This window comes from Microbacterium sp. 2FI (genome assembly GCF_005502885.1).
GTDB lineage: Bacteria > Actinomycetota > Actinomycetes > Actinomycetales > Microbacteriaceae > Microbacterium.
In genome coordinates this window covers 140,000-163,416 of record NZ_SCMR01000006.1, presented here as the reverse complement: position 1 = coordinate 163,416, position 23,417 = coordinate 140,000, and the positions used below count along the sequence as shown (strand labels likewise).

Annotated in this window: 20 protein-coding genes and 1 pseudogene; 9 read left to right on the top strand and 12 right to left on the bottom strand. The window is 69.8% G+C overall.

What is annotated here, in order from left to right; genetic code table 11:
• Nucleotides 1-21: 21 nt before the first annotated feature.
• From hpaD to FFS15_RS07640, 5 genes and pseudogenes are all read right to left on the bottom strand, one after another.
• Nucleotides 22-1,188 (bottom strand): 3,4-dihydroxyphenylacetate 2,3-dioxygenase, encoded by a 1,167-nt coding sequence (gene hpaD, locus FFS15_RS07660; RefSeq protein ID WP_137844418.1) that lies wholly within the window; start codon nt 1,186-1,188, stop codon nt 22-24.
• A gap of 1 nt (nt 1,189) precedes the next feature.
• Nucleotides 1,190-2,692: a 5-carboxymethyl-2-hydroxymuconate semialdehyde dehydrogenase gene (gene hpaE / locus FFS15_RS07655; RefSeq protein ID WP_137844417.1), complete on the bottom strand. Its 1,503-nt coding sequence runs from the start codon at nt 2,690-2,692 to the stop codon at nt 1,190-1,192.
• Between the two features lie 33 nt (nt 2,693-2,725).
• The gene (locus FFS15_RS07650; protein WP_137844416.1) at nt 2,726-3,409 is read right to left on the bottom strand and encodes a GntR family transcriptional regulator; all 684 of its coding nucleotides are present in this window, start codon (nt 3,407-3,409) and stop codon (nt 2,726-2,728) included.
• Nucleotides 3,406-4,955, bottom strand: a pseudogene (locus FFS15_RS07645) (fumarylacetoacetate hydrolase family protein). Before FFS15_RS07645 ends, FFS15_RS07650 begins: the two are co-directional and overlap by 4 nt.
• Nucleotides 4,956-5,059: 104 nt before the next feature.
• Nucleotides 5,060-6,712 (bottom strand): thiamine pyrophosphate-binding protein, encoded by a 1,653-nt coding sequence (locus FFS15_RS07640; RefSeq protein ID WP_137844415.1) that lies wholly within the window; start codon nt 6,710-6,712, stop codon nt 5,060-5,062.
• A 145-nt stretch (nt 6,713-6,857) separates the two neighbouring features.
• Here FFS15_RS07640 and FFS15_RS07635 point away from each other — a divergent pair, with 145 nt between their 5' ends.
• Nucleotides 6,858-7,169, top strand: a complete 312-nt coding sequence (locus FFS15_RS07635) for a hypothetical protein (RefSeq protein WP_137844414.1) — start codon at nt 6,858-6,860, stop codon at nt 7,167-7,169.
• Between the two features lie 9 nt (nt 7,170-7,178).
• Here the strand turns inward: FFS15_RS07635 and FFS15_RS07630 are convergent, their stop codons facing one another.
• Nucleotides 7,179-7,880 (bottom strand): IclR family transcriptional regulator, encoded by a 702-nt coding sequence (locus FFS15_RS07630; protein WP_137844413.1) that lies wholly within the window; start codon nt 7,878-7,880, stop codon nt 7,179-7,181.
• A 151-nt stretch (nt 7,881-8,031) separates the two neighbouring features.
• Here FFS15_RS07630 and FFS15_RS07625 point away from each other — a divergent pair, with 151 nt between their 5' ends.
• Nucleotides 8,032-9,939: an FAD-dependent monooxygenase gene (locus tag FFS15_RS07625; protein WP_137844412.1), complete on the top strand. Its 1,908-nt coding sequence runs from the start codon at nt 8,032-8,034 to the stop codon at nt 9,937-9,939.
• Between the two features lie 234 nt (nt 9,940-10,173).
• Nucleotides 10,174-11,646: an NAD-dependent succinate-semialdehyde dehydrogenase gene (locus FFS15_RS07620; protein ID WP_137844434.1), complete on the top strand. Its 1,473-nt coding sequence runs from the start codon at nt 10,174-10,176 to the stop codon at nt 11,644-11,646.
• 73 nt (nt 11,647-11,719) lie between these two features.
• Here FFS15_RS07620 and FFS15_RS07615 read toward each other — a convergent pair whose 3' ends face one another.
• The gene (locus FFS15_RS07615) at nt 11,720-12,085 is read right to left on the bottom strand and encodes a DoxX family protein (RefSeq protein WP_137844411.1); all 366 of its coding nucleotides are present in this window, start codon (nt 12,083-12,085) and stop codon (nt 11,720-11,722) included.
• 124 nt (nt 12,086-12,209) lie between these two features.
• On the opposite strand from FFS15_RS07615, the gene FFS15_RS07610 reads away from it, so the two are divergent.
• Both FFS15_RS07610 and FFS15_RS07605 read left to right on the top strand, forming a co-directional pair.
• The gene (locus tag FFS15_RS07610; protein WP_137844410.1) at nt 12,210-12,626 is read left to right on the top strand and encodes a helix-turn-helix domain-containing protein; all 417 of its coding nucleotides are present in this window, start codon (nt 12,210-12,212) and stop codon (nt 12,624-12,626) included.
• A 55-nt stretch (nt 12,627-12,681) separates the two neighbouring features.
• The gene (locus FFS15_RS07605; protein WP_137844409.1) at nt 12,682-13,749 is read left to right on the top strand and encodes a winged helix DNA-binding domain-containing protein; all 1,068 of its coding nucleotides are present in this window, start codon (nt 12,682-12,684) and stop codon (nt 13,747-13,749) included.
• Nucleotides 13,750-13,780: 31 nt separating this feature from the next.
• Here FFS15_RS07605 and FFS15_RS07600 read toward each other — a convergent pair whose 3' ends face one another.
• Nucleotides 13,781-15,217 carry an XRE family transcriptional regulator gene (locus FFS15_RS07600; protein ID WP_137844408.1) on the bottom strand — a complete coding sequence of 479 codons (1,437 nt, stop codon included), beginning with the start codon at nt 15,215-15,217 and terminating at the stop codon, nt 13,781-13,783.
• A 123-nt stretch (nt 15,218-15,340) separates the two neighbouring features.
• On the opposite strand from FFS15_RS07600, the gene FFS15_RS07595 reads away from it, so the two are divergent.
• Nucleotides 15,341-17,221, top strand: a complete 1,881-nt coding sequence (locus FFS15_RS07595; protein WP_137844407.1) for a phosphoenolpyruvate carboxykinase (GTP) — start codon at nt 15,341-15,343, stop codon at nt 17,219-17,221.
• Nucleotides 17,222-17,467: 246 nt separating this feature from the next.
• On the opposite strand, the gene FFS15_RS07590 is transcribed toward FFS15_RS07595, so the two are convergent.
• Together FFS15_RS07590 and FFS15_RS07585 are read right to left on the bottom strand one after the other, a co-directional pair.
• Nucleotides 17,468-19,453 (bottom strand): ABC transporter ATP-binding protein, encoded by a 1,986-nt coding sequence (locus tag FFS15_RS07590; protein WP_137844406.1) that lies wholly within the window; start codon nt 19,451-19,453, stop codon nt 17,468-17,470.
• 27 nt (nt 19,454-19,480) lie between these two features.
• Entirely contained in the window at nt 19,481-19,696 is a 216-nt protein-coding gene (locus FFS15_RS07585; protein WP_137844405.1) for an AsnC family protein, read from the bottom strand.
• A 129-nt stretch (nt 19,697-19,825) separates the two neighbouring features.
• Here FFS15_RS07585 and FFS15_RS07580 point away from each other — a divergent pair, with 129 nt between their 5' ends.
• From FFS15_RS07580 to FFS15_RS07570, 3 genes are read left to right on the top strand one after another with little or no spacing between them, the layout of a single operon-like run.
• On the top strand, nt 19,826-20,785 hold the full coding sequence (locus FFS15_RS07580) for an ABC transporter ATP-binding protein (RefSeq protein WP_137844404.1): 960 nt from the start codon (nt 19,826-19,828) through the stop codon (nt 20,783-20,785).
• Nucleotides 20,782-21,681 carry an ABC transporter permease gene (locus FFS15_RS07575; RefSeq protein ID WP_137844403.1) on the top strand — a complete coding sequence of 300 codons (900 nt, stop codon included), beginning with the start codon at nt 20,782-20,784 and terminating at the stop codon, nt 21,679-21,681. The genes FFS15_RS07580 and FFS15_RS07575 overlap by 4 nt, the downstream gene beginning before the upstream one ends.
• Entirely contained in the window at nt 21,678-22,520 is an 843-nt protein-coding gene (locus FFS15_RS07570; protein WP_171013121.1) for an ABC transporter permease, read from the top strand. Before FFS15_RS07575 ends, FFS15_RS07570 begins: the two co-directional genes overlap by 4 nt.
• Before the next feature lie 21 nt (nt 22,521-22,541).
• Here FFS15_RS07570 and FFS15_RS07565 read toward each other — a convergent pair whose 3' ends face one another.
• Nucleotides 22,542-22,895, bottom strand: coding sequence for a Fe-S protein (locus tag FFS15_RS07565; RefSeq protein WP_137844402.1), 354 nt, complete (start codon nt 22,893-22,895; stop codon nt 22,542-22,544).
• Nucleotides 22,896-23,068: 173 nt separating this feature from the next.
• Nucleotides 23,069-23,377: a hypothetical protein gene (locus FFS15_RS07560; protein ID WP_137844401.1), complete on the bottom strand. Its 309-nt coding sequence runs from the start codon at nt 23,375-23,377 to the stop codon at nt 23,069-23,071.
• Nucleotides 23,378-23,417: the final 40 nt, after the last annotated feature.

Below are 23,417 nucleotides of genomic sequence, written 5' to 3'. Positions count from 1 at the left end.
AGAATGTGTATAAGAGACAAGTCACAGCTGGTGGCCCAGCTTGTACTCGCCCTGCTTCCAGCTCGGGAGGTCTTCGGGGGCGTCGGCTGGCCGCGTGTACGAGAAGCCGTCGGCGCCGATCGTCACCGCCATCTCGCTCGCGTCGGTGCGGGCGACGACCGGCTGCGGGTTGCCGTCGAGGTCGAGCACGAGCGATGCCTCGGTGTACCACGAGGGGACGACGGGGTTGCCCCACCAATCGCGCCGCTGGTTGTCGTGCACGTCCCACGTGATGACCGGGTTGTCGGGGTCGCCCGTGTAGTAGTCCTGCGTGTAGATCTCGACGCGATGCCCGTCGGGGTCGCGCAGGTAGAGGTAGAACGCGTTGCTCACGCCGTGCCGGCCGGGGCCGCGCTCGATCGCGTCGGAGCGACGGAGCGCGCCGAGCTTGTCGCAGATCGCCAGGATGTTGTGCTTCTCGTGCGTCGCGAATGCGACGTGGTGCATGCGGGGTCCGTCGCCGCCGGTCATCGCGGTGTCGTGCACTGTGGGCTTTCGGCGCATCCACGCCGCGTAGACCGTGCCCTCGTCGTCCTGGATGTCTTCGGTCACGCGGAACCCGAGGTCCTGCATGAAGGCGACCGCGCGCGGCACGTCGGGCGTCACCTGGTTGAAGTGGTCGAGACGCACGAGCTCGCCCGGCGTGTGCAGGTCGTACCGCCACGAGAGGCGCTCGACGTGCTCGGTCTGGAAGAAGAACTCGTATGGGAAGCCGAGTGGATCGGTGACGCGCACCGAGTCGCCGATGCCCTTCACGAATCCGTCCGGGCGACGTTCGACGCGGCATCCGAGTTCCTCATAGAACGCGACCGCCTTGTCGAGTTCGGCGGCCGAGCGCACCCGGTACGAGAAGGCCGCGACGGCCGCGACGGGACCTTTGCGGAGAACGAGATTGTGATGGATGAACTCCTCGGTGCTCCGCAGGTAGATCGCCTCGTCGTCCTCTTCGGTGACGTAGAGCCCGAGCACGTCGACATAGAAGACGCGGGATGCCGCGAGGTCGGTGACCACGAGCTCCATGTAGGCGCAGCGAAGAATGTCGGGCGGAGAAGCCAGTGGCGTCGGCACAGGGTCGTCGGTGCGGATCGGCGCTTCCTGGCTCACGTAGTAGCCCGAAGAGGTCAGGGTCATGTCGTCGCGGGTCGTCATCTCAAGCTTCCTTGCCGAAGGTGGGGTTGTGGGGGGCGCCGAGCGTGATGTGCACGGCCTGCTGGTCGGTGTAGAAATCGATCGAGCGGTAGCCGCCCTCGTGACCGAGACCCGAGGCCTTGACGCCGCCGAAGGGCGTGCGGAGGTCGCGCACGTTGTTCGAGTTCAGCCACACCATGCCGGCCTCGACACCCTGCGCGAAGTTGTGGGCGCGGGTCAGGTCGCTCGTCCAGACGTAGGCGGCCAGGCCGTACTTCGTGTCGTTCGCCAGGGCCAGCGCCTCGGCGTCGGAGTCGAAGGGCGTGATCGCGACGACCGGCCCGAAGATCTCCTCCTGGAAGATGCGGGCGTCGGGCGCGACGTCGGCGAACACCGTCGGTGCGACGAAGTTGCCGGTCTCGAAGCCCTGGGGTCGGCCGCCGCCGGCGACGAGCCGAGCCTCGGTCTTGCCGAGCTCGACGTAGCTCATGACCTTGTCGTAGTGCTCGGGGTGCACGAGGGCGCCGACCTCGGTCGCGGGGTCGTGCGGGTAGCCGACTTTCACGCGCGAGGCCTGCGCCGCGTAGCGCTGCACGAACTCCTCGTAGATCGACCGCTCGACGAGGATGCGCGACCCCGCGGTGCAGCGCTCGCCGTTGAGCGAGAACACCCCGAAGATCGTGGCGTCGATGGCCTCGTCGAGGTTCGCGTCGGCGAAGACGATCGCCGGCGACTTGCCCCCGAGCTCCATCGACAGGCCCTTGAGGAAGGGGGCCGCGTTGCCGAAGATGATCTGCCCCGTGCGGCTCTCGCCGGTGAACGAGATGAGGGGGACATCGGGATGCTTGACCAGCGCGTCGCCGGCATCCTCACCCAGTCCGTTGACGAGGTTGAAGACCCCCTGCGGGAGCCCGGCCTCCTCGAAGATGCCGGCCCACAGTGACGCGGACAGGGGTGTGAACTCGGCGGGCTTGAGCACGACCGTGTTGCCGGTCGCGAGCGCGGGGCCGAGCTTCCATGACTCGAGCATGAAGGGCGTGTTCCATGGGGTGATGAGCCCGGCGACGCCGATCGGCTTGCGGTTGACGTAGTTCAGCTGACGGCCTGGCACCTTGTAGGCGTCGTCGGCCTGGGCGACGATGAGGTCGGCGAAGAAGCGGAAGTTCTCGGCCGCACGCCGCGCCTGGCCGAGCGCCTGAGTGATCGGAAGCCCCGAGTCGAACGACTCGAGCTCGGCGAGACGGGCATCCCGCGATTCGACGATGTCGGCGATGCGGTGCAGGACCCGCGACCGCTCGCGGGGCAGCATTCGTGGCCAGGGGCCTTCAGTGAAGGCGCGCCGCGCCGCTGCCACCGCGAGGTCGATGTCGGCCTTCTTGCCGGCTGCGGCGGTGACGTAGGTCTCGTTGGTCACCGGATCGAGCACGTCGAACGTGTCGCCGTCCTGCGAGTCGACGAACGCGCCGTCGATGTAGTGCCGGATGCGGTCGGGCAGGCCGTCGGGGAAGTGCCGGGCGTCGGTCATGGGGTTTCCTCGTCGAAGTCGGAGGGGAGAGGGTCAGAAGTCGGGGAGGCCGAGTGCCTCGTCGGGGTGCTCATGGATCAGGTAGGCGTCGAGGGTCGCCGATCGGTGGCGGCGGGCGGCCGTCTCGATGTCTGCGAGGGGGGCGCTCGTCTCGATGAGCGACAGGATGTTCTCGTGCTCGCGCACCGACTCCGCAGCGCGGCCGGGCACGAAGCTGAAGGTCGAGTCGCGGAGGTGACCGAGGCGCGCCCACTCGGCGTGCACGAGTTCGAGCATCCGCGGGTTCGAGCACTTCTCGAACAGCGTCGAGTGGAACTCCTGGTTGAGCGCCGTGAACGCCCGCGGGTCGAAGTGGTCGAGCGTCTCGACCATGAGGTCGTTGACGGATCGCGCGCGCCGGATGTCGTCGACGGTGAGGCGCCGCGCCGCGAGCGCCGTCGCAGTGCCCTCGAGGATCGACAGCGCCTGCATGCTGTGCCGGTACTGCGTGTCGTCGACCATCGAGACACGCGCGCCGACGTTGCGCTCGAACATCACGAGGCCTTCGGCTTCGAGCTGCCGGATCGCTTCGCGCACGGGCACGACGCTCATGTCGAGTTCGCCCGCGATCGTGCCGAGCACGAGTCGATAGCCGGGGCTGAATTCCTGGCTCGCGATCCGCTCCTTGACCCAGCGGTAGGCCTGCTGCGACTTGCTGAGGCTTGTGGTGGCGGTCACTTCTGGCGCTCCGCGAAGATCGCGCGCCAGTGGGCGTTCATCGGGAAGAGTCCGTCGATCGGATGCCCCGCCCGCACCTGTTCGGCGATCCAGGCGTCCTCCTCCTCCTGCGCGAGCGCAGCGTCGGCGACCTCCTCGGCGAGGGAGGGCGGAATGACGATCACCCCGTCCGCGTCGCCGACGATGACGTCGCCCGGCTGCACGGTGGTGCCGCCGCATCCGATCGTCACATCGTGGTCCCACGGCACGTGGCGCCGGCCGAGGACCGCGGGGTGCGCGCCGGAGGAGAACACCGGGATGCCGATTGCGGCGACGGCGTCGTAATCGCGGACGCCGCCGTCGGTGATGATTCCGGCCGCTCCGCGGGCCTGGGCACGCAGCGCGAGGATGTCGCCGAGCGTGCCAGAGCCGGTCTCGCCCCGGGCCTCGATCACGATGACCTCGCCCTCGCCGACCGCGTCGAACGCGCGCTTCTGCGCGTTGTAGCCGCCGCCGTGACTGGCGAAGAGGTCTTCACGCAGCGGCACGAACCGCAGGGTGCGGGCGGTGCCGACGAGCTTGGCTTCGGGATGCAGCGGCCGTCGAGTCCGCGCTTGCGCAGTTGTGCGGACAGTGCGGCGACGGGGGTCCGCTCGAGCCTTTGCCGGAGTTCGGGCGAGAGGGCCGCGACGAGATCAGGTGCTGTCGCCGGTGATGGAGATTCCGGGGCGGTTCGTCCTGCCCCGGCGACATCACCTGATCCGGTGACAAGGGTCGCGGGCTCCGCGGGAAGCCCCGCAGCCTCGCGGGATCCCCAGGCCTCGGCGCGCTGGGTGTCGTCGACCGCGGGGAGCGACCCCAGGGAGGCATCAAAGGATGCCGCGCCCTGCGTCACGGTCGTCACGAGGCGACCGGTCGACAGCCCGAGCGCGGGGGAGTCGACTTCGACCTCGACGACATCGCCCGTCACGACCACGGAAGAGCCGGCGGGCGTGCCGGTGAGGATCACGTCGCCGACTTCGAGGGTGACGTGCTGCGACAGGTCGGCGACGAGCTGCGCCAGCGGGAAGATGAGGCCGGCGGTCGTGTCGTCCTGCGCGAGCTCGCCGTTCACCCATGTGCGCACGCGGAGCGCGGTGGGGTCGAGGTCGCCGGCCGGGAGGAGGGCGGGGCCGAGAGGCGTGAAGCCGTCGCCGCCCTTGGAGCGCAGGTTCGAGCCCTTGTCGTTCGCGCGCAGGTCGTAGAGGCCGAAGTCGTTGGCCGCGGTGACCGACGCGACGTGGCTCCATGCCTGATCGACGCTGACGCGCCGGGCTGGTGTGCCGATCACCAACGCGATCTCGCCCTCGAAGGCGAGGAGCTCGGTGCCGGCGGGGCGCTCGATCGTGCTGCCGGATGCCGCGACCGAGCTCGACGGCTTCAAGAAGTACGACGGCGCGGCGGGGCGCCGGCCGCGCTGGTCGGCGCGAGAGGCGTAGCTGAGGTGGATCGCGATGATCTTGCCGGGACGGCGCCCGAGCGCGGCGAACCGCGGATCTGCGGCATCCGATGAGCGTTGTTCGGTCATGAGCTCCCTCGCCCTAGCGTCGTATGCGAAATCGTATACGATCACACCCTCCATCGTCTACCCCCCCGGCACTGCGTCGCAACCGCGACGCCCGCGCAGCTGCGTCAGGAATTCACGCGGATGATCTCCTGCTGATAGGGCGCGATCACGGCGCCCGAGATCCGGCAGTCGAGCACGAGGAACGGGCGGGATGCCGCGGGCTCGGCGGTCCACGATTGCAGGCGATCCAGGTCGCCGAGCGTCCGCACGACGACCCCTTCGGCACCGACGCCGGCGGCCAGGGCGGCGAAGTCGACCTCGGGGATGAGCATCGGCCCCTGCGCGAGTCCTTTGAGTCCGTAGAGGTTCACCTCGGCGCCATAGGCTGCGTCGTTCCAGACGACAGCGACACCGCGGCCGCCCGCGACCCGCACCGCCGACTCGAGGTCGGCGAGCGCCATGAGCCCGCCGCCGTCGCCGGTCGTGAGCACCACCGTCGCCTCGGGTCGGGCGCGGGCGGCGCCGGCGACCGACGGCCAGCCGAGTCCGATCGACTGGAACGCCGTGCCGATCATCATCATGCGGTCGGGTGAGGCCACGGGCCAGTACATGTTCGCCCAGCCGATGAAGTGCCCGCCGTCCGAGACGACGACGCGGTCCTCGGGCAGCAGCTCGCCGATCCGCGCGGCGACCGATCGGGGGTCGAGGCGCCCGTCGGGGGCGAGATCGTCGCCCTCGTCGTAGGCCCGCAGCGCCGCGACGTCGACGGTGTCGCGCCAGCCGCTTGCGGCAGCGCCGCCGGCCTGCAGGGCCTCGGCGATCGCGCGCGCCGCCACGGCGGCATCCGCTCGCACGAAACCCGCGATGTGGGGGTGCGTCGCCGCGGGGGCGACGTCGATCTGGAACACGCGCGTCCCCGGGGCGAACAGATCGCCGAAGCGCATCGTGAACTGGTTGAGCGACGCCCCGAACACGACGGCGACGTCTGCCTGGCGCACGAGTTCCATCGCCCCTTCGGCCCCGAAGCCCCCGGTCACACCGAGTTCGAATTCGGCGCGCGGGAAGACACCGCGCCCGAGCGCGGTCGAGGCGGTGACGGCGCCGGTGAGGTCGGCGATCTCGCCGAGCGCGGCGCCCGCGCCCGAGATCCACGCGCCGCGCCCTGCCAGCAGGAGCGGACGCTCGGCGCCCGCGAGTGCGGCCGCGATCTCGCGCACCGCACCCGTGGCGAACGCTCCGCTCGGTGCGAGCGGACCGGGCACCCGTGGCTCGGGTGCCTCGGGAACCGGCCCCGCCTCGAGGGCGGCGACGTCGTACGGGATCGCCAGCACGGTCGGCACGCGATAGGTCAGGGCGTGCTCGATCGCGATGACGGTCGTGGCTGCGGCATCCGTCCGCCCGACCGTGTACGTGCGAGCGCCGACCGCCGACGCCAGCGCGATCTGGTCGACGCCCCAGGGGCGCCGCCCCGACGTCGGCTCGTCGCCGACGACCAGCACGAGCGGAACGTGTGCCTGCACTGCCTCGGCGAGGGCCGTGAGCGTGTTCGTGAAGCCCGCGCCGTACGTCGCGGTCGCCGCGGCCAGGCGTCCCGATGCGCGGTGGAAGGCGTCCGCCGCGACGACACCGCCGGCCTCGTGGCGTACCGCGGTGAAGGCGACCTCGGCGCCGCGCTCGAGCGCATCGAGGAAGTAGGCGTTGCCGTTGCCCATGACCCCGAAGACGTGGTCGATGTGGCGGGCGAGGGTGAGCGCGACGTGCGCCGAGACGGTGGGCATGCGGGAACTCCTGCAAGACGGAACGGATGCTGAGGCCGTATGTGTCTCGCGCGCTCGCGCGGCGTGCCCATTTTTCGAGCACCGACGTGATCGTTCCCGTCGGACGACTTCGAGTATAGGACCGCGCCCACGGCATGATGGAGCGATGAAGACGATCCAGCTGCGCCGGTACACGCTCGTCGATGGGGAGTACGACGCGTTCGTGTCGTGGTGGGAAGGCTGCATGCCGCGCGTACGGCCGGTCGCTGGTTTCGCGATCGAGTTCGCGTACGGACTGCCTGCGACGAACGAGTTCGTCTGGGCCGTGAGCGCCCCCGGCGACCCGGAGGCGTTCCTCGCACTCGAGAAGGAGTACATGGCCTCCGACGCCCGCGCCGAGGCGTTCGCGGGCGTGCCGCAGCGGGTCGCGGAGTACAACATCCGCTTCGTCGACGACGTCGGGGGTTCTCAGCGCTGAGCGGCCGACTCAGCCGCCGATCGCCGACCGGATCGCCGATGCCACGGCCGTGAGCCGCGCAGCGATGTCGGCATCCGGATGCGGATCCGACAGGTAGACGACCGCGATCGCGGCTCGCTCGCCCGTCGGGAGCGTCAGCGGCACGGCGATCGAACGGAGGCCCGCGATCACCTCGTCGTGGCTCGTCGCCCATCCGCGCTCGCGGCCAAGCCGCACTTCTGCACGATGCTCATCGTCCAGGTCGGCCGGCCACGCCGGCTCGGCGACGAGCGAGAGGATCGCCTTGCCGGGCGCCCCGACGGTGACCGGATGCCGCGTGCCCGGCCGTTGGGCGACCGAGGCGACCGCGTGCCGCGGCTCGACGCTCGCGAGCGTGACGCACTCGTCGCGATCGAGGATCGACAGGAAGCACGTCATGCCCAGATCGTTCGCCGCCGCAGTCAGCTCGGGGAGCGCCTCGGCCTGCAGGTCGTGAGCCACGCCGGCCGCGAGTGCCGCCATGCGGGCACCCAGTGCGAGTCGCCCGTTGCCGTCGCGCACCACCAGACCGTGCTCTTCCAGCGTCCGCACCAGGCGATACGCCACCGAGCGGTGCACCCCGAGGTGATGGGCCACGTCATCGATCGACAGCGGCTCGCGGGCATCGGCGAGGGTCTCGAGGATCCGGATGCCGCGGCTGAGCGTCTGCGACGCGGGGGCCTTCTCTTCCAACGGGGGTCCTCTCGAGCGCACTGAGGATTGTGCTGAGCATTCGCGTCGTATACGATCCGTTCAATAGTAGAACAGCATGTTCGAATATAGAACATGCTCGCTGCCTGAGCAAGACCCTCGACGCAGATGTCCGAGGAAGGGATCGACGAACATGCAGTTCCACCACCACGGGTACGTCTCGGGCGATCCGCGGGTGCAGCCCGCCGCCGGGACGGGGATCGACCGGCCCGCCGACCTCCCCGACGAGATGGACGTGCTGATCGTCGGCTCGGGCCCGGCAGGGATGCTCCTCGCAGCCCAGCTGTCGCAGTTCCCGGACGTCACGACGCGCATCGTCGAGCGCCGCGACGGGCGGCTCGTGCTCGGGCAGGCAGACGGCATCCAGCCGCGCAGCGTCGAGACGTTCCAGGCATTCGGGTTCGCCGAGCGCATCGTCGCCGAGGCCTACAACATCGCGTACATGAACTTCTGGGGGCCCGATCCCGAGAATCCCGGCAGTATCCGTCGGACGGCTCGCACCGAGGACTACGCGTTCAAGATCAGCGAATTCCCGCACCTCATCGTCAACCAGGCGCGCGTGCTCGACTACTTCGCCGAGGCCGCCGCGCACGGCCCGTGCCGCATCGTGCCGGACTACGGCATCGAGTTCATCGGGCTCACGGCGCATGACGGCGCGGATCAGGACAGCGGCGAGTATCCCGTCGAGGTGCGCCTGCGGCACACGGCGGGGGAGCGTGCGGGTGAGGAGCGAACCGTCCACGCGAAGTACGTCGTCGGCTGCGACGGCGCCCGGAGTGCGGTGCGCGAGGCGATCGGCCGTCGACACGTCGGCGCGTTCGCGGCGCACGCGTGGGGGGTCATGGACGTGCTCGTGAACACCGACTTCCCCGACTGGCGCACCAAATGCGCGATCAACTCCGAGGCCGGGAACATCCTGCACATCCCGCGCGAGGGTGGATACCTCAGCCGCATGTACATCGATCTCGGCGAGGTCGCCGAAGACGACGATCACCGGGTGCGTCAGACTCCGATCGACGAGATCATCCGCCGGGCGAACGCGATCCTGCATCCGTACTCCCTCGACGTCAAGCAGGTCGCGTGGCACAGCGTGTACGAGGTGGGGCACCGCGTCACCGACAAGTTCGACGACGTGTCGGTGGGTGAGGAGCGTGCGCCCCGCGTGTTCCTCACCGGAGACGCGTGCCACACGCACAGCGCGAAGGCCGGGCAGGGCATGAACGTGTCGATGCAGGACGGCTTCAACCTCGGTTGGAAGCTCGGGCACGTGCTCGCGGGGCTGAGCCCTGCGGCGCTGCTGGAGACCTACTCGGCCGAGCGTCAGCCGGTGGCGCAGCAGCTCATCGACTTCGACCGCGAGTGGTCTGCGCTCATGGCGCGCAAGCCCGAGGAGATCTCCGACCCACAGGATCTCGCGACCTACTACCTCGCCACGGCGGAGTTCCCGTCCGGCTTCATGACTCAGTACGGCCCGTCGATGATCGTGGCGGATGCCGACCACCAGGCCCTCGCGCCGGGCTTCCCGCTCGGCAAACGATTCCAGTCCGTGCAGGTCGTGCGCGTGTGCGACGGCAACGTCGTGCACCTCGGCCATCACGCGAAGGCCGACGGGCGCTGGCGTATCTACGCCTTCGCCGATGCCCCGGCTGCGGGCGAGCCGTCGGCTCTGGGGGAGTGGGCGGCGTGGTTGGGTTCGCCTGAGGGTCCGATCGCTCGGCACACGCCTGTCGGAGCCGACGCCGACGCGGTGTTCGACGTGAAGGTCATCTACCAGCAGTCGTTCGACGACGTCGACATCACCCGGTCGCCGGGCGTCTTCCTGCCGCAGACGGGACCACTCGGCCTCACCGACTGGGAGAAGGTGTACGCGGCCGGGCTGACCGGCTGGAACAGCGCCGACATCTTCGTCGAGCGCGGACTGTCGCGCGACGGCGTCGTGGTCGTCGTGCGGCCCGACCAGTACGTCGCCGCCGTCCTTCCGCTGTCGGCGACGGCCGACCTCTCCGCGTTCTTCGCGCGCTCCCTCGTCGGGAACCCGTGACCGTTTCCGGACGGGACGCGCCGTGTGCGCATCGGGCAGCCGCGGCGTGTTCCGTCCGTAAACGGGTCGAGGACGGGGTGTACGCGAGGGAGAGAGGCAGTGGGGGGATGTACGAGGCGTATATCGGCGGGGTGGGGGGCGGCGCGGCAGAATGGGCGCGCACGCATTGATGGAACGGATGCCGCAGACGGCGGCATCCGATGACGACGAGGGAGTCCCGTGGTGGACAGCACTGTGACCGAAGCCCGCGAGGCCGAGCTGCTGGCGAACGTGCCCGCGGGCCTCTTCATCGGGGGCGAGTGGCGCGAGTCCGAGAGCGGCGGGCGCCTGCGGGTCTTCGACCCCGCGACCGGTCGGGTCGTCAAGGAGATCGCCGACGCCACCCCCGCCGATGGCCAGGCCGCACTCGACGCCGCCGTCGACGCGTTCCCGGCCTGGGCGGCGACGCCCGCGCGCGAGCGGGCCGAGATCCTGCGCCGCGCCTTCGACCTGCTGCAGGAGCGCAAGGAGGACTTCGCCCTCCTCATGACGATCGAGATGGGCAAGCCGCTCGCCGAAGCCCGCGGCGAGGTCGGCTACGGCGGCGAGTTCCTCCGCTGGTTCAGCGAGGAGACCGCGCGCATCCAGGGGCGCTACGGCGCGAACCCCGAGGGCACCGGCCGCATGATCGTGTCGCAGCATCCCGTCGGGCCGTGCTTCCTCATCACGCCGTGGAACTTCCCGCTCGCGATGGCGACCCGCAAGATCGCGCCCGCGCTCGCCGCCGGCTGCACCGTCGTGATCAAGCCCGCCGAACTCACGCCGCTGACGACCCTGTACTTCGCGAAGCTGCTCGAAGACGCCGGGCTCCCGAAGGGCGTCGTGAACGTCTTCACGACGTCGACGTCGGGCGCCGTGTCGGAGCCGATCATCCGTGACCCGCGCCTGCGCAAGCTCTCGTTCACCGGGTCGACCGGCGTCGGTCAGCGCCTCCTCGAGCAGGCGGCGCAGGGCGTGCTGCGCACCTCGATGGAGCTCGGCGGCAACGCGCCGTTCGTCGTCTTCGACGATGCCGATCTCGATAAGGCCGTCGACGGGGCGATGCTCGCGAAGTTCCGCAACATCGGGCAGGCCTGCACAGCGGCGAACCGCTTCATCGTGCACCGCTCGGTCATGGACGAGTTCGCCCGCCGCGTCACCGAGCGCGTGCAGGCGATGAAGATCGGCCGCGGCACCGAGGAGGGCGTGCAGATCGGACCCCTCATCAACGACGCGGCGGTGGCCAAGGCCGAGGAGCTCGTCGGCGACGCCGTTCAGCGCGGCGCCGAGGTGCGGACCGGCGGCCAGCGCGGAGAAGGCGTCGGCACGTTTTACGAGCCGACCGTCGTCGTCGACGTGCAGCCGGGGAGTGCGATCCTCCGCGAAGAGATCTTCGGGCCTGTGCTCGCGATCGTCCCGTTCGACACCGAGGACGAAGCGGTCGCGATCGCGAACGACACCGAGTACGGCCTCGTCTCGTACGTCTTCACCGAGAGCCTCTCGCGTGGTCAGCGCATGATCGAGCGTCTCGAGACCGGAATGATGGGCCTTAACGTCGGCGTCGTCTCCAACGCCGCGGCGCCCTTCGGCGGCTGGAAGATGTCGGGCCTCGGCCGCGAGGGCGGCGCCGAGGGCATCCACGAGTACCTGCAGACGAAGTACACGCTCACGGCCAGCCCGTTCGCCTGATCGGGCGCCGGTCGACGACATGAGAGGAGCGGATGCCGCGGTCTGCGGCATCCGCTCCTCTTTCGTGCCGGGATCAGAGCACGACGAGGAATCCGAGCACGGCGCTCACGGCCGACAGGACGCCGAGGACGATCGAGGGTGCCGCGTTCTCCTTGCGGCGGACGTGAACGACGACCGCTCCGGCCATCACGATGGTGAGCGCGGTCGCGGCGACGGGCGTGAGGATCGGCGCTATGCCCGTGAGCAGCGGCAGGATCAGGCCGATACCGCCCACGATCTCAGCGGCGCCGATGAGCTTGACGGTCGGGTCGGTGAAGTCGTCCGCCCAGGCCATGCCGCTCGCGACGAGGGCGGTCCGGGGGCGGGCGACCTTCATCGTGCCGGCAGCGACGAACGCGAGGGCGAGCAGGCCGTTGAGGATCCAGAGGGCGATGATCATGCAGGGCTCCAGGTAGTGATCGTGGGGTCTGTTACTGTTTGTAAGTAACCCCATGATGCGTCATCTTCGAGACGCGCACAAAAGGCACACGGATGTAAGCAGGTGACAACAGTTGGCACGAGACATGTCTGTCGAGGTGACCGGCGATCCGGCCCCGACCGGCTACGAGCGCTCGTGCGAGGCGGCCGGCGACGTCGATCACGGCCGCGCGATCCGCGACGTGCTCGACCGCGTCGGCGACAAGTGGTCGCTGCTGGTCGTGGCGACGTTGCGCGACGAGCGGCTGCGATTCAGTGAACTGCAGCGACACATCCCCGGCATCTCGCAGCGCATGCTCACGCTCACGGTGCGCCAGCTCGAGCGCGACGGTCTCATCACCCGAACCGTGTACGCCGAGGTGCCGCCGCGGGTCGAATACGAGCTCACCGATCTCGGGGGCACGCTGATCACGCTCGCCATGGCGCTGGCGGACTGGGCCATCGAGAACCACCCGCACATCGAGGAATCCCGCGCCGCCTACGACGCCGCGCATCAACGCTGAGGTCCACGGTCGCCGGCGGACACCGCGTGTCCGCGGGCTTTGCCATGATGGGCGGATGGATGCCGTCGCCCTGCGCTCCGAGCGTCTTCGGTCGCACCGGCTGAGCGCTCCTGCCGCGACGGTCGCCGAGGCGGCGCGGCACATGCTCGCCACTCAGGGGCAGGAGTTCTGGGGCGGGCGCCTCGCGCTCGCGGCGCGCACGCGCGGGAATCCGACGCTGGCGCAGGTCGACGCTGCGTTCGACCGCGGCGAGATCGTGCGGTCGTGGACCATGCGCGGCACCATCCACGTGATCCCTTCCGAGGATCTCGGCTGGGTTCTCGCGCTCACGGGTGAGCGGCAGCATCGGGGTGCGGCATCCGTCCATCGCCGCGAAGGGTTGGATGCCGACCAGCTGTCGCTCGCCGAGCGCCTGGCCCGAATCGCGCTCGCCGGAGGCGGGCGGCTCACCCGCCGCGAGCTCTTCGAGGTCTTCGAGCGGGGCGGGCTGAGCACCGCGAATCAGCGCGGCTACCACCTGCTGGTCGGGCTGTCGCTGCGCGGGCTGCTGTGCCAGGGCCCGGTCGTGCCGCGCGCGGAGGGGCCGACAAGGGAGCAGTACATCGTGCTGGTCGAGGACTGGATCGCGCAGCATACGGTGCCCGCCGATCCGCTCGCCGAGTTCTTCACGCGCTACATCGTCTCGCACGGGCCCGCCGGCACACGCGACTTCGCGTGGTGGTCGGGGCTGCCGCTCGGCACCGCGCGGCGAGCGGCCGAGGCCGCCGATGGCTCGGGGCGGCTGACGCGGATGGCCGAGGACACGTGGGTCGCCGCGGACCGGCCGCGTCGGCATCCGTCCGCACCCGACGTCGTCGCGCTGCCACCCTTCGAGGAGTACTTCCTCTCCTACGCCGATCGCACGGCCGGGTGCGCGCCCGAGCATCTGCGCGCGGTGCTCGACGGCGGTGCGATGCGGCCGATACTGCTGGCGCGCGGTGAGGTCGTGGCGACCTGGACCCACTCGCACGCGCTCGCGCGGCTGCACCTCGCCCCTACCGTGCAGTGGCTCGTCGAGGGTGGGGCGACTGAGGCCGAGTCGCTCGCGGCGCTGGAGCGCTACCGGGCGTTCATGGGGAGATAGCGCGCAGGAACGCACGGAGCCCCGCGCGCCCTCACACGTGGCGGTCGAGGAAGTCGTACACCTCGTTGTCTTCGACCCCCGGGAACGCGCCGCGCGGCAGCGGCGAGAACATCTGCATGTGCACGCGGGCGCTGGGCCAGGCCTTTCCGGCCCAGCGCTCCGCGGCGTCGGCGGGAGCGCGGCGGCAGCAGGCCTCGTCCGGGCAGGTCGACGTTGCGCGCTTCTGCGTCTCGCGGCCGCGGAACCAGCGGGCATCGTCGAACGGGACGCCGACGGTGATCGAGAACTCCCCGTCGGCAGTCGACCCGGTCTGCGACGAGCACCAGAAGGTGCCCGCCGGGGTGTCGGTGTACTGGTAGTGCTCGGTCGTGCGGTTCTGCTCGCTGAAGGCGCTGCGCGCGGCGAACTTGCGGCACGCGATCTGCCCGTCGACCGCGCCGGTGACATCCATCGGGAGCGGCAGATCGTCGTTCTCGTAGACGCGGGTGATCGCGCCCGATCCGTCCACACGGAGGAAGTGCAGACGGATGCCGAGATGCCTCGTCGCGAGATTGGTGAGGCGCAGGCCCGCGGCCTCGTGCGTCACGCCGAACGCGTCGCGGAAGTCCTCCACGGCGAGGTCGCGGTCCTTCTTCGCCTGCTGGAGGAACGCCACCGACGCGGTCTCGGGCATGAGGCAGCACGCGGCGTAGTAGTTGATCTCGAGCCGCTGCTGCAGGAAGTCGGCGTAGTCGGTCGGGCGCCGGTGGCCGAGCAGCCGGTGGGCCATCGCCTGCAGCGCCATCGAGCGCAGCCCGTGCCCGCCGGGGATGGATGCCGGGGGCAGGTAGATGCGGCCGTTCTCGAGGTCGGTGATCGAGCGCGTCGAGTGGGGGAGGTCGCTGACGTAGATGAGCTCGAACCCGAGCTTCTCGGCCATGACGCTGACGGTGCGGTGGGTGAGCGCACCCGAGACATGGCCCGCCGACTTGAGCTGCTTCTCGGCGAGCTTCTCGATGTCGGGAAGGTGGTTGTCGACCTCGCGCATCTTCAGCCGCAGCTCGGTGTTCGCGCGCCGCGCCTCTTCGGGGGTCGCGATGGCCTCTCGCTCGCGCCGCTGCAATTCGCGGTGGAGGCCCAGGATCGACTCGAGCGTGTCGTCGGTCATCCCCTTCGTGATCTTCACGGGTGCGATGCCGAGCTGGCGGAAGACCGATCCCGACTGCGCTCGGGCGAGTTCGATCTCGAGCCCGGCGCGGCGATTGGGGGGTTCGGCAGACAGCAGATCGGCGACCTCGACGCCGGTGGCGGCGGCGATCGCCTGCAGGAGCGACAGCTTCGGCTCGCGCTTGCCGTTCTCGATGAGGCTCAGATGGCTGCCTGCGACGCCGACCAGTTCGCCCAGTTCATCGAGCGTCAATCCATGTGAGACGCGCTGGTGGCGGATGCGATGGCCGAGGGTCGAGAGTTCGAGCGAGGTGGGCGGCATTCCTTGAGCATAGCGAAAGAATCGCAACTCTTGACGGCACGCGCGCCCAGAAGAGCCCGCGTAAGTGGGCGAAAGTGGAGGAAGACACCAGATCTCATCGTCGAATCGAAGAGGAGCGACACCATGGCACTTGCCGACATCTTCACGCGACCCGAAGGCTCCGCGCCCGCTGCGGCCCCCGTCGCGCGTACGTTCGGACACCTGCCTGCGGTCCACGGCACGGGGATGGCGCAGCTCGTCGCATGGGTCGACGAGATCGCGGCGCTGACGCAGCCCGACAGCATCCACTGGGTCGACGGCTCGCGTGCCGAGAGCGAGGCGCTCCTGCGCGAGATGGTCGACGAGGGCAAGCTCATCAAGCTGAACCCCGAGTGGCGCCCGGGCTCGTACCTCGCCCGCTCGCACCCGAGCGACGTCGCCCGCACCGAGGGCCGCACCTTCATCGCGTCGGAGCTCGAAGAAGACGCCGGACCCACGAACAACTGGATCGCGCCGACCGAGATCCGCGCCACCATCACGCCCCTGTTCGAGGGGTCGATGCGCGGCCGCACGATGTACGTCGTGCCGTTCTCGATGGGGGCCGTCGGCGGTCCGCTCTCGCACATCGGCGTGCAGGTGACCGACAGTGCCTACGCCGTCGCCTCGATCGGCATCATGACCCGCGTCGGCACCGAGGTGCTGCGCGAGATCGCCGGGGGTGCACCGTGGGTGAAGACGGTGCACTCCGTCGGCGCGCCGCTCGCCCCGGGTGAGCAGGACGTCGCGTGGCCGTGCAACGACGAGAAGTACATCGTGCACTTCCCCGACACGCTCGAGGTCTGGTCGTTCGGATCGGGCTACGGCGGCAACGCGATCCTCGCGAAGAAGTGCTTCGCGCTGCGCATCGCCTCGGTCATCGGCCGCGACGAGGGCTGGCTCGCCGAGCACATGCTCCTCATCCGCGTCATCGACCCGGCCGGCCGCGCTTACCACCTGGCCGCGGCCTTCCCGTCGGCGTGCGGCAAGACGAACCTCGCGATGCTGCGCCCGACGATTCCGGGCTGGCGCGTCGAGACGCTCGGCGACGACATCGCGTGGCTGCGCCCGGGCGACGACGGGCGCCTGTGGGCGATCAATCCCGAGGCCGGCTTCTTCGGTGTCGCGCCGGGCACCGGCGAGTCGACCAACGTCACCGCCGTCGAGACGCTGTGGGGCAACACGATCTTCACGAACGTCGCGCTCCGCCCCGACGGCGACGTGTGGTGGGAGGGACTCACCGACGAGCCGCCGGCAGAGCTCATCGACTGGGAGGGCAAGCCGTGGACGCCGGATTCCGGTCGTCTTGCAGCCCACCCCAACTCGCGCTTCACCGTGCGCGCCGAGCAGTGCCCCCAGATCGCCGACGACTGGGATGCCCCCGAGGGTGTTCCGCTCGACGCGATCCTGTTCGGCGGCCGCCGCGCGACCAACGTGCCGCTCGTCCTCGAGGCCACCGACTGGACCCACGGCGTGTTCATGGGCTCGAACATCGCCTCTGAGCGCACGGCCGCCGCCGAGGGAACCGTGGGGGAGCTGCGCCGCGACCCGTTCGCGATGCTGCCGTTCTGCGGCTACAACATGGCCGACTACTTCGGGCACTGGCTCAAGGTCGGGCAGAAGCTGCGGTTCGACCGCGCGCCCCGCATCTTCCAGGTGAACTGGTTCCGCAAGGGCGCCGACGGCCGGTTCCTGTGGCCCGGCTTCGGCGACAACGCGCGCGTCATCGACTGGATCGTCCGCCGCCTGGACGGCGAGGTCGGCGCGGTCGAGAGTCCGATCGGGCGCCTGCCCGTCACCGCCGACCTCGACCTCGACGGCATCGAGGTGCCGCAGCAGGACCTCGACGAGCTGTTCGCGGTCGACCCGCAGCTGTGGCTGCACGAGGCCGACCTCACCGAGGAGTTCTACCGCACCTTCGAGGGCCGCATCCCGGCGCCGCTGTGGGCCGAGCTCGCGGCGCTGCGGTACCGCCTGCAGCGCAGCTGACCCGGCGGTCCGGGGGCCGTTGACGCTCGTCTCCTGCGGTTCGGGCTGTCTGACGCTCTCGTTCCTGGGCTTGGGGCGTGATCCGTGCGCGAAACGCCGGGGTGTCCGGCGTGTCGCGCACGGGAGGCGCCCCAAACCCGGAGTGGGTGGGGGCGGCGCGGTTCGAACTCGGCGTGTCGCGCACGCGGGGCGCCCCAAGCGCCGGAGGTGAGCAGCCTCGGCGGCGCTCGACCCAGCGGCCGAGTCTCAGACCAGCAGCTGGTGCTTCGCGAGGTCGCGATACAGCGGGGTCGTGGCGACGAGCTCGGAATGCGTTCCCTGGCCGACGACACGGCCGTGGTCCATCACGACGATGAGGTCGCTGTCTACGACGGTCGACAGGCGGTGCGCGATCACGATCAGCGTGCGCCCCGCGGCGACGGCGTCGATCGCGTCGCGCATACGCTGCTCGTTGAGGCCGTCGAGCGACGACGTCGACTCGTCCAGCAGCAGGATCGGGGGAGCGGCCAGCAGCGCGCGGGCGATCGCGAGGCGCTGGCGCTCGCCGCCCGAGAGCATGACACCCGACTCGCCGACGGGGGCGTCGAGTCCGAGCGGGCTGCGGTCGAGCACCTCGCCGAGGTTGACCGCGCGCAGCACGGCCTCGCACTCGGCATCCGTCGCCTCGGGCGAGGCCAGGCGCAGGTTGTCCCCGATGGTGCCGGCGAGGGTCGGGGCGTCCTGCTCGACGTACCCGAGCTGTGCGCGCAGCTCGGCACGCGGGCGTCGGCGCACGTCGACGCCGTCGAGCAGGATCGCGCCGCCGGTCGGATCGTAGAACCGCTCGATGAGCGCAAGCGTCGTGCTCTTTCCCGCACCCGACGGCCCGACGAGGGCGACGCGCGATCCCCGCGGCACCGAGAACGACACACCGCCCAGCACGTCACCGGCGGCATCCGTCTCGGTCGATGTGATGGGGGAGTCGGATGCCGAGCCCAGCGCGATCGCGGACGTGTCGACGTGCGCGTTCTCGAGCACCGCCTTCGCCTCGGTCTCGGCCTTGCGGCGGGCGGCGACGACCGCCTCGGGGTAGCGGAAGCGCACGTCGCGGAACTCGATCGCGGGCGCGGTGCCGGCCGACGCGACATCGCCGGATGCCGGCACCGCCGCCGCCGCGAGCGCCGCGTCGTCCTGATCCTCGATCGGCAGATCGAGCACCTCCTGGATGCGGCCGAGTGCGCCGAGCGCCTGATTGACCGAGGTGATCGCGCCGAAGAACGACCCGAGCGGCGCGATCAGGAGGAACAGGAACATGATGAAGGTCACGAGGCTCGCGATCGACAGCGCCCCGGTCGCCACGCGGTAGCCGCCGAGGCCGATCACGACGAGCAGCGAGACCTGCAGCGCGATGCCGGCGATCGGCACGACGAGCGCCGACACCTTCGCGATCCGAACGCCCACGCGGTACGCGTCGGTCGCGCGCTCGGTGACGGCGTCGACCTCGCGGTCGGTGGCGCCGGCCGCGCGCACGGTGCGGATCGATCCCACCGCGCGCTCGACGCCGGAGGCGAGCTCGCCGACCTTCTCCTGCTGCTCGGTGGATGCCGTGCGGATGCGTCCGGAAAGCGCCACGACTCCGACCACCGAGACGCCGATCACGATCACGATGATCGCCAGAAGGATCGGGTCGATCACCGCCATCGCGACGAGTGCGCCGACGAAGACGAGTGCGTTGCCGATGGAATCCGAGAGCCCCTGCGTGAGCACGGCGTACAGGAGGGTCGTGTCGCTGCCGACGCGCGAGACGAGGTCGCCCGTGCGGCGCGCATCGAATTCGCTGATCGGCAGGTGCAGGATGCGCGCGATGAGCTTGCGACGGCTTGAATAGACCACCGCGGTGCCGGTGCGCTGCAGCAGGTAGTGCTGGAAGCCCGAGATGAGTGAGCCGACGACCACGAACCCGACGAGCGCCCACAGCAGAAACCCGAGGTCGACTTCGTTCTGCACGCGCTCGATGACCTGGCCGACCAGCAGCGGCTGCACGAGGGTCGCGATCGCGCTGAGCACGCTGAGCACCGCGACGATGACGAGCGTCCGCTTGTGCTCGAAGAGGTAGGGCAGCAGCTGCCCGAAGGTGGCGCGTGGCCCGTCGTCGGCCTTGCCGCGGCGCCCGCGACCGCGGGTGCGGGGCGTGGTGGCCGGGGTGGCCTCGAGATCGGTGCCGCGTTCGGCGTCGAGTTCGGCGGAGGGCATGGGTGTACCTCGTTCGTGCATCGGGGGTTACCTTCGACCGTACTTCTTGTGGACGGCCTGCCGGGTCACGCCGAGGGCTCCGGCGATCGCCTGCCACGAGTACCCGAGGTTGCGCGCGCGGCGCACCTGCACCTCTTCGGCGCGTGCGAGCTCGCGGCGGACGTCGGCGAGGCGGTGGAGCTCGGCGATCGGCTCGCGTTCGGGCGCCGACCCGATGAGGGTGCGCAGATCGTCTCCGCTCATCGGCGTCCTTTCACGATCGGATGCCGAGGCAGCGGCATCCGGCGTCAACCGTAGTTGACACTTCTCTCGCTTGTCAACCGGAGTTGACGCAGCGTGTGCCGTGTCGGCGGGCGGCGTTAGGGTAGTCCGGTGCCAGAGCCCGTCATCGTCGCAGAGAACCTCGTCAAGGCCTACCCGGTGAAGGGCAAGCCTGACTTCCTCGCGGTCGACGGGCTCTCGTTCGAGGTCGCGCCGGGTGAGTCGTTCGGGCTCCTCGGCCCGAACGGGGCGGGCAAATCCACGACGATGAAGATGATCGGGGCGGTGTCGACGCGCACGCGCGGCGAGCTGTCGATCCTGGGCCTGGATCCTGATCGCTACGGCCCCGAGATCCGCTCGCGCCTGGGGGTCGTGCCACAGCAGGACAACCTCGACGGCGAGCTGAATGCGCGTGAGAACCTCTACATCTACGGGCGGTACTTCGGCCTGCCGGGCAAGGTGTGCGCGCAGAAGGCCGACGAGCTCCTCGCCTTCGCGCAGCTCGAGGAGAAGGCCAAGAGCAAGGTCGACCAGCTCTCGGGCGGCATGAAGCGGCGACTCACCATCGCGCGCGGGCTCGTGAACGACCCCCGCATCCTGCTGCTCGACGAGCCGACCACGGGACTTGACCCGCAGGCGCGCCACGTGCTGTGGGATCGCCTCTTCCGGCTGAAGGAGCGCGGTACGACGCTCGTGCTGACGACCCACTACATGGACGAGGCCGAGCAGCTCTGCGACCGGCTGATCGTGGTCGACAAGGGCCGGATCATGGCCGAGGGCACACCCGCGTCGCTCATCCGCGAGCACTCCAGCCGCGAGGTTCTCGAGGTGCGGTTCGGGTCCGACGCGAACGTGGGCGTCGCCGATCGGCTCCGCGGGCCGGACGGGCTCTCGTCGCACGATCGGGTCGAGGTGCTTCCCGACCGCATCCTCATCTACACCGAAGACGGCGAGAAGGCGCTCGCGCACATCGTCGAGACGCTGGGGCTGCATCCGATGACTTCGCTCGTGCGCCGCTCGAGCCTGGAGGACGTGTTCCTGCGCCTCACCGGAAGGTCGCTGATCGAATGAGCCTGCGTCCCGACGGTCCCGACGCGCCCGGCCCCGGCCCGGTCGCCGTCACCGAGACCCCGACCGTCGCGCAGCTGCGCGACGAGGCGATGGAGTGGGGTCGCAAGCCCCGGGCGTTCGGCGCAATCTACGTCGCCGAGCACATGGTGCGCGCGATGCGCGCGTACGGCTGGACCATCATCATCGGCGCCCTCGGGCAGCCGATCCTGTACCTGCTGGGCCTCGCCGTGGGGCTCGCGGCGCTCATCGACGCGCCGATCACCGACGACTCGGGCCGCACCGTCTCGTACGTCGTCTTCGTCGCGCCGGCGCTGCTCATGACCGCCGCGATCCAGGTCGCGAGCGAGGAGTTCACCTACCCCGTCATGGACGGCTTCAAGTGGCGGCGCTTCTTCTTCGGGTTCAACGCCTCGCCGATCGCGTCGGGCCAGATCGCGACCGGCGTGCTGCTGGGCGCGACGGCCCGCATCGCTGCGGCCGCGAGCGGGTACTACCTCTTCATCTGGATGTTCCAGGCGGTGCCGAACCCCGAGACCGGGTGGATCGCGATCTTCGTGTCGATCCTCGGCGGCTGGGCGTTCGGGGCGCCGATCATGGCGTACGCGGCATCCATCGAAGACGACAAGGGGCAGTTCGCGCTCGTGCAGCGATTCGTGTTCATGCCGATGTTCCTGTTCTCGGGCACGTTCTACCCGCTCGAGACGCTCCCCATCTGGCTGCAGCCGATCGGGTGGGTGTCGCCGCTGTGGCATGCGACCGAGCTCGGCCGCAGCCTCATGTACGGCCGGCCGGAAGAGCCGCTGCTCACCGTCGTGCACGTCGTGTACCTCGTGACGCTGGCGGTGGTCGGCTACGCCTTCGCGCGTCGCAACTTCACGAGGAGGCTCGCCAAGTGAGCGCGCTCGAGAACACCCAGGCGTCCCCGGTCGGGGCGCGTGACCTGCGCCGCGGCGGTGTGCGCGCGCTGTACGCCGGCAACCCGGGCTCGGTCGTGCAGCGGGGGCTCATCGCCGCCCGCTCGTCGAGCTGGGTCGTCGTGCTGTCGGGCTTCTTCGAGCCGGTGCTCTACCTCGCCTCGATGGGAATCGGCCTCGGTGCCCTCATCGGCGACGTGCAGACCTCGACCGGCATGGAGATCCCGTACGCGGCCTTCATCGCGCCGGCGCTGCTCGCTGTCTCGGCGATGAACGGCGCGATCTACGACTCGACGTGGAACGTCTTCTTCAAGATGAACTACGCCAAGCTCTACGAGGGGATGCTGGCCACTTCTCTCGGCCCGCTCGATGTCGCCCTCGGCGAGATCATGTACGCGCTCCTGCGAGGCCTGCTGTACGCGAGCGGGTTCATGGTCATCATGCAGGTCTTCGGGCTGAACCTCGCGTGGACCGCGATCCTGGCTCTCCCGGCGGTGCTCCTCATCGCCTTCGGGTTCGCCGCCGTCGGCATGGCCGTCACCAGCTACATGAAGGTCTTCCAGCAGATGGACCTCATCAACTTCGTGCTGCTGCCGATGTTCCTGTTCTCGGCGACGTTCTACCCGATCACCGTCTACCCCGAGTGGGTTCAGGCGATCGTCGTCGCGTTCCCGCTGTGGCACGGCGTCGAGCTGATCCGCGGGCTCACGACCGGGGCGATCGGGCCGATGATGCTCGTTCACGTCGCGTACTTCGTCGTGATGATCGGCATCGGCCTGGTGTTCGCGACGAAGCGGCTGCGGCACCTCTTCCTCGACTGAGGACCGGGTGGCGCGCCGGCGTCAGCGCCAGAGCACCGCGATCGCCGCGTTGGCGAATGTCAGTACGCCGATCGACCAGAAGATCGCCGGCGGTACCGAGCCGCTCTTGCGCTGGCGCCCCGCGCCGATGCCGAGGAGCGCGCCGATCACGAGCAGGATCACGAGCTTGACGCCGATCTTCACGTAGTTGAGGTCGTACTCGATGCCCCAGGGCGCCGCGAGCGCGAGGCCGGCGACGGCGGCGATCGCGAGGCCCCAGTTCATGAGCCGCGTCACCTGCTTGCGCCCGTTCACCGCCTCGACGACCCAGGCTCCGAACAGGATGGCGAAGCCGACGAGGTGGACGAGGACGACGAGGTGGCGCAGGAACTCCATGAAGGTCACGCTAGGCCGATCACGGCATCCGCGCCACCAAGGCGCCCCTCATCCCTTGCGTCTGATGGGCCGCATCCCGGTTCGGGGCGCGCCGCGTGCACGACACGCCGACGGGCCCGGCGTGTCGCGGACGGAAGGCGCCCCAAACCCGGGAGGGAGGACGGATGCTGCCGCTACTCGCCCTCGCCGATGGGCTCGCTCGCGGTGCCGAGGAACGCGCGGCCGGCGGTGAAGTAGATGTACGTGCCGTCCTCGTTGCGGAGGAGATCCAGCACCGGCTGGAACATCGCCGAGGGCAGGTGCATGCGAATGAACCCGTCGGACTCGTAGTCCGTCTCGAAGCTCATCCCGGGGTCGTTGAAGCGGATCCAGGCGACGGACGCGCCCGCCGCATCCGAGAGCTGGATCTGAGCTCGATTGGTCTGGTACCCCGTGGGTCCGCCGTAGACGAGCACGTGATAGGACGCGACTTGCGTGGCCATGATGGTTCCCTTCTCCTGCGTCGGTGGGGGATACCGGCAA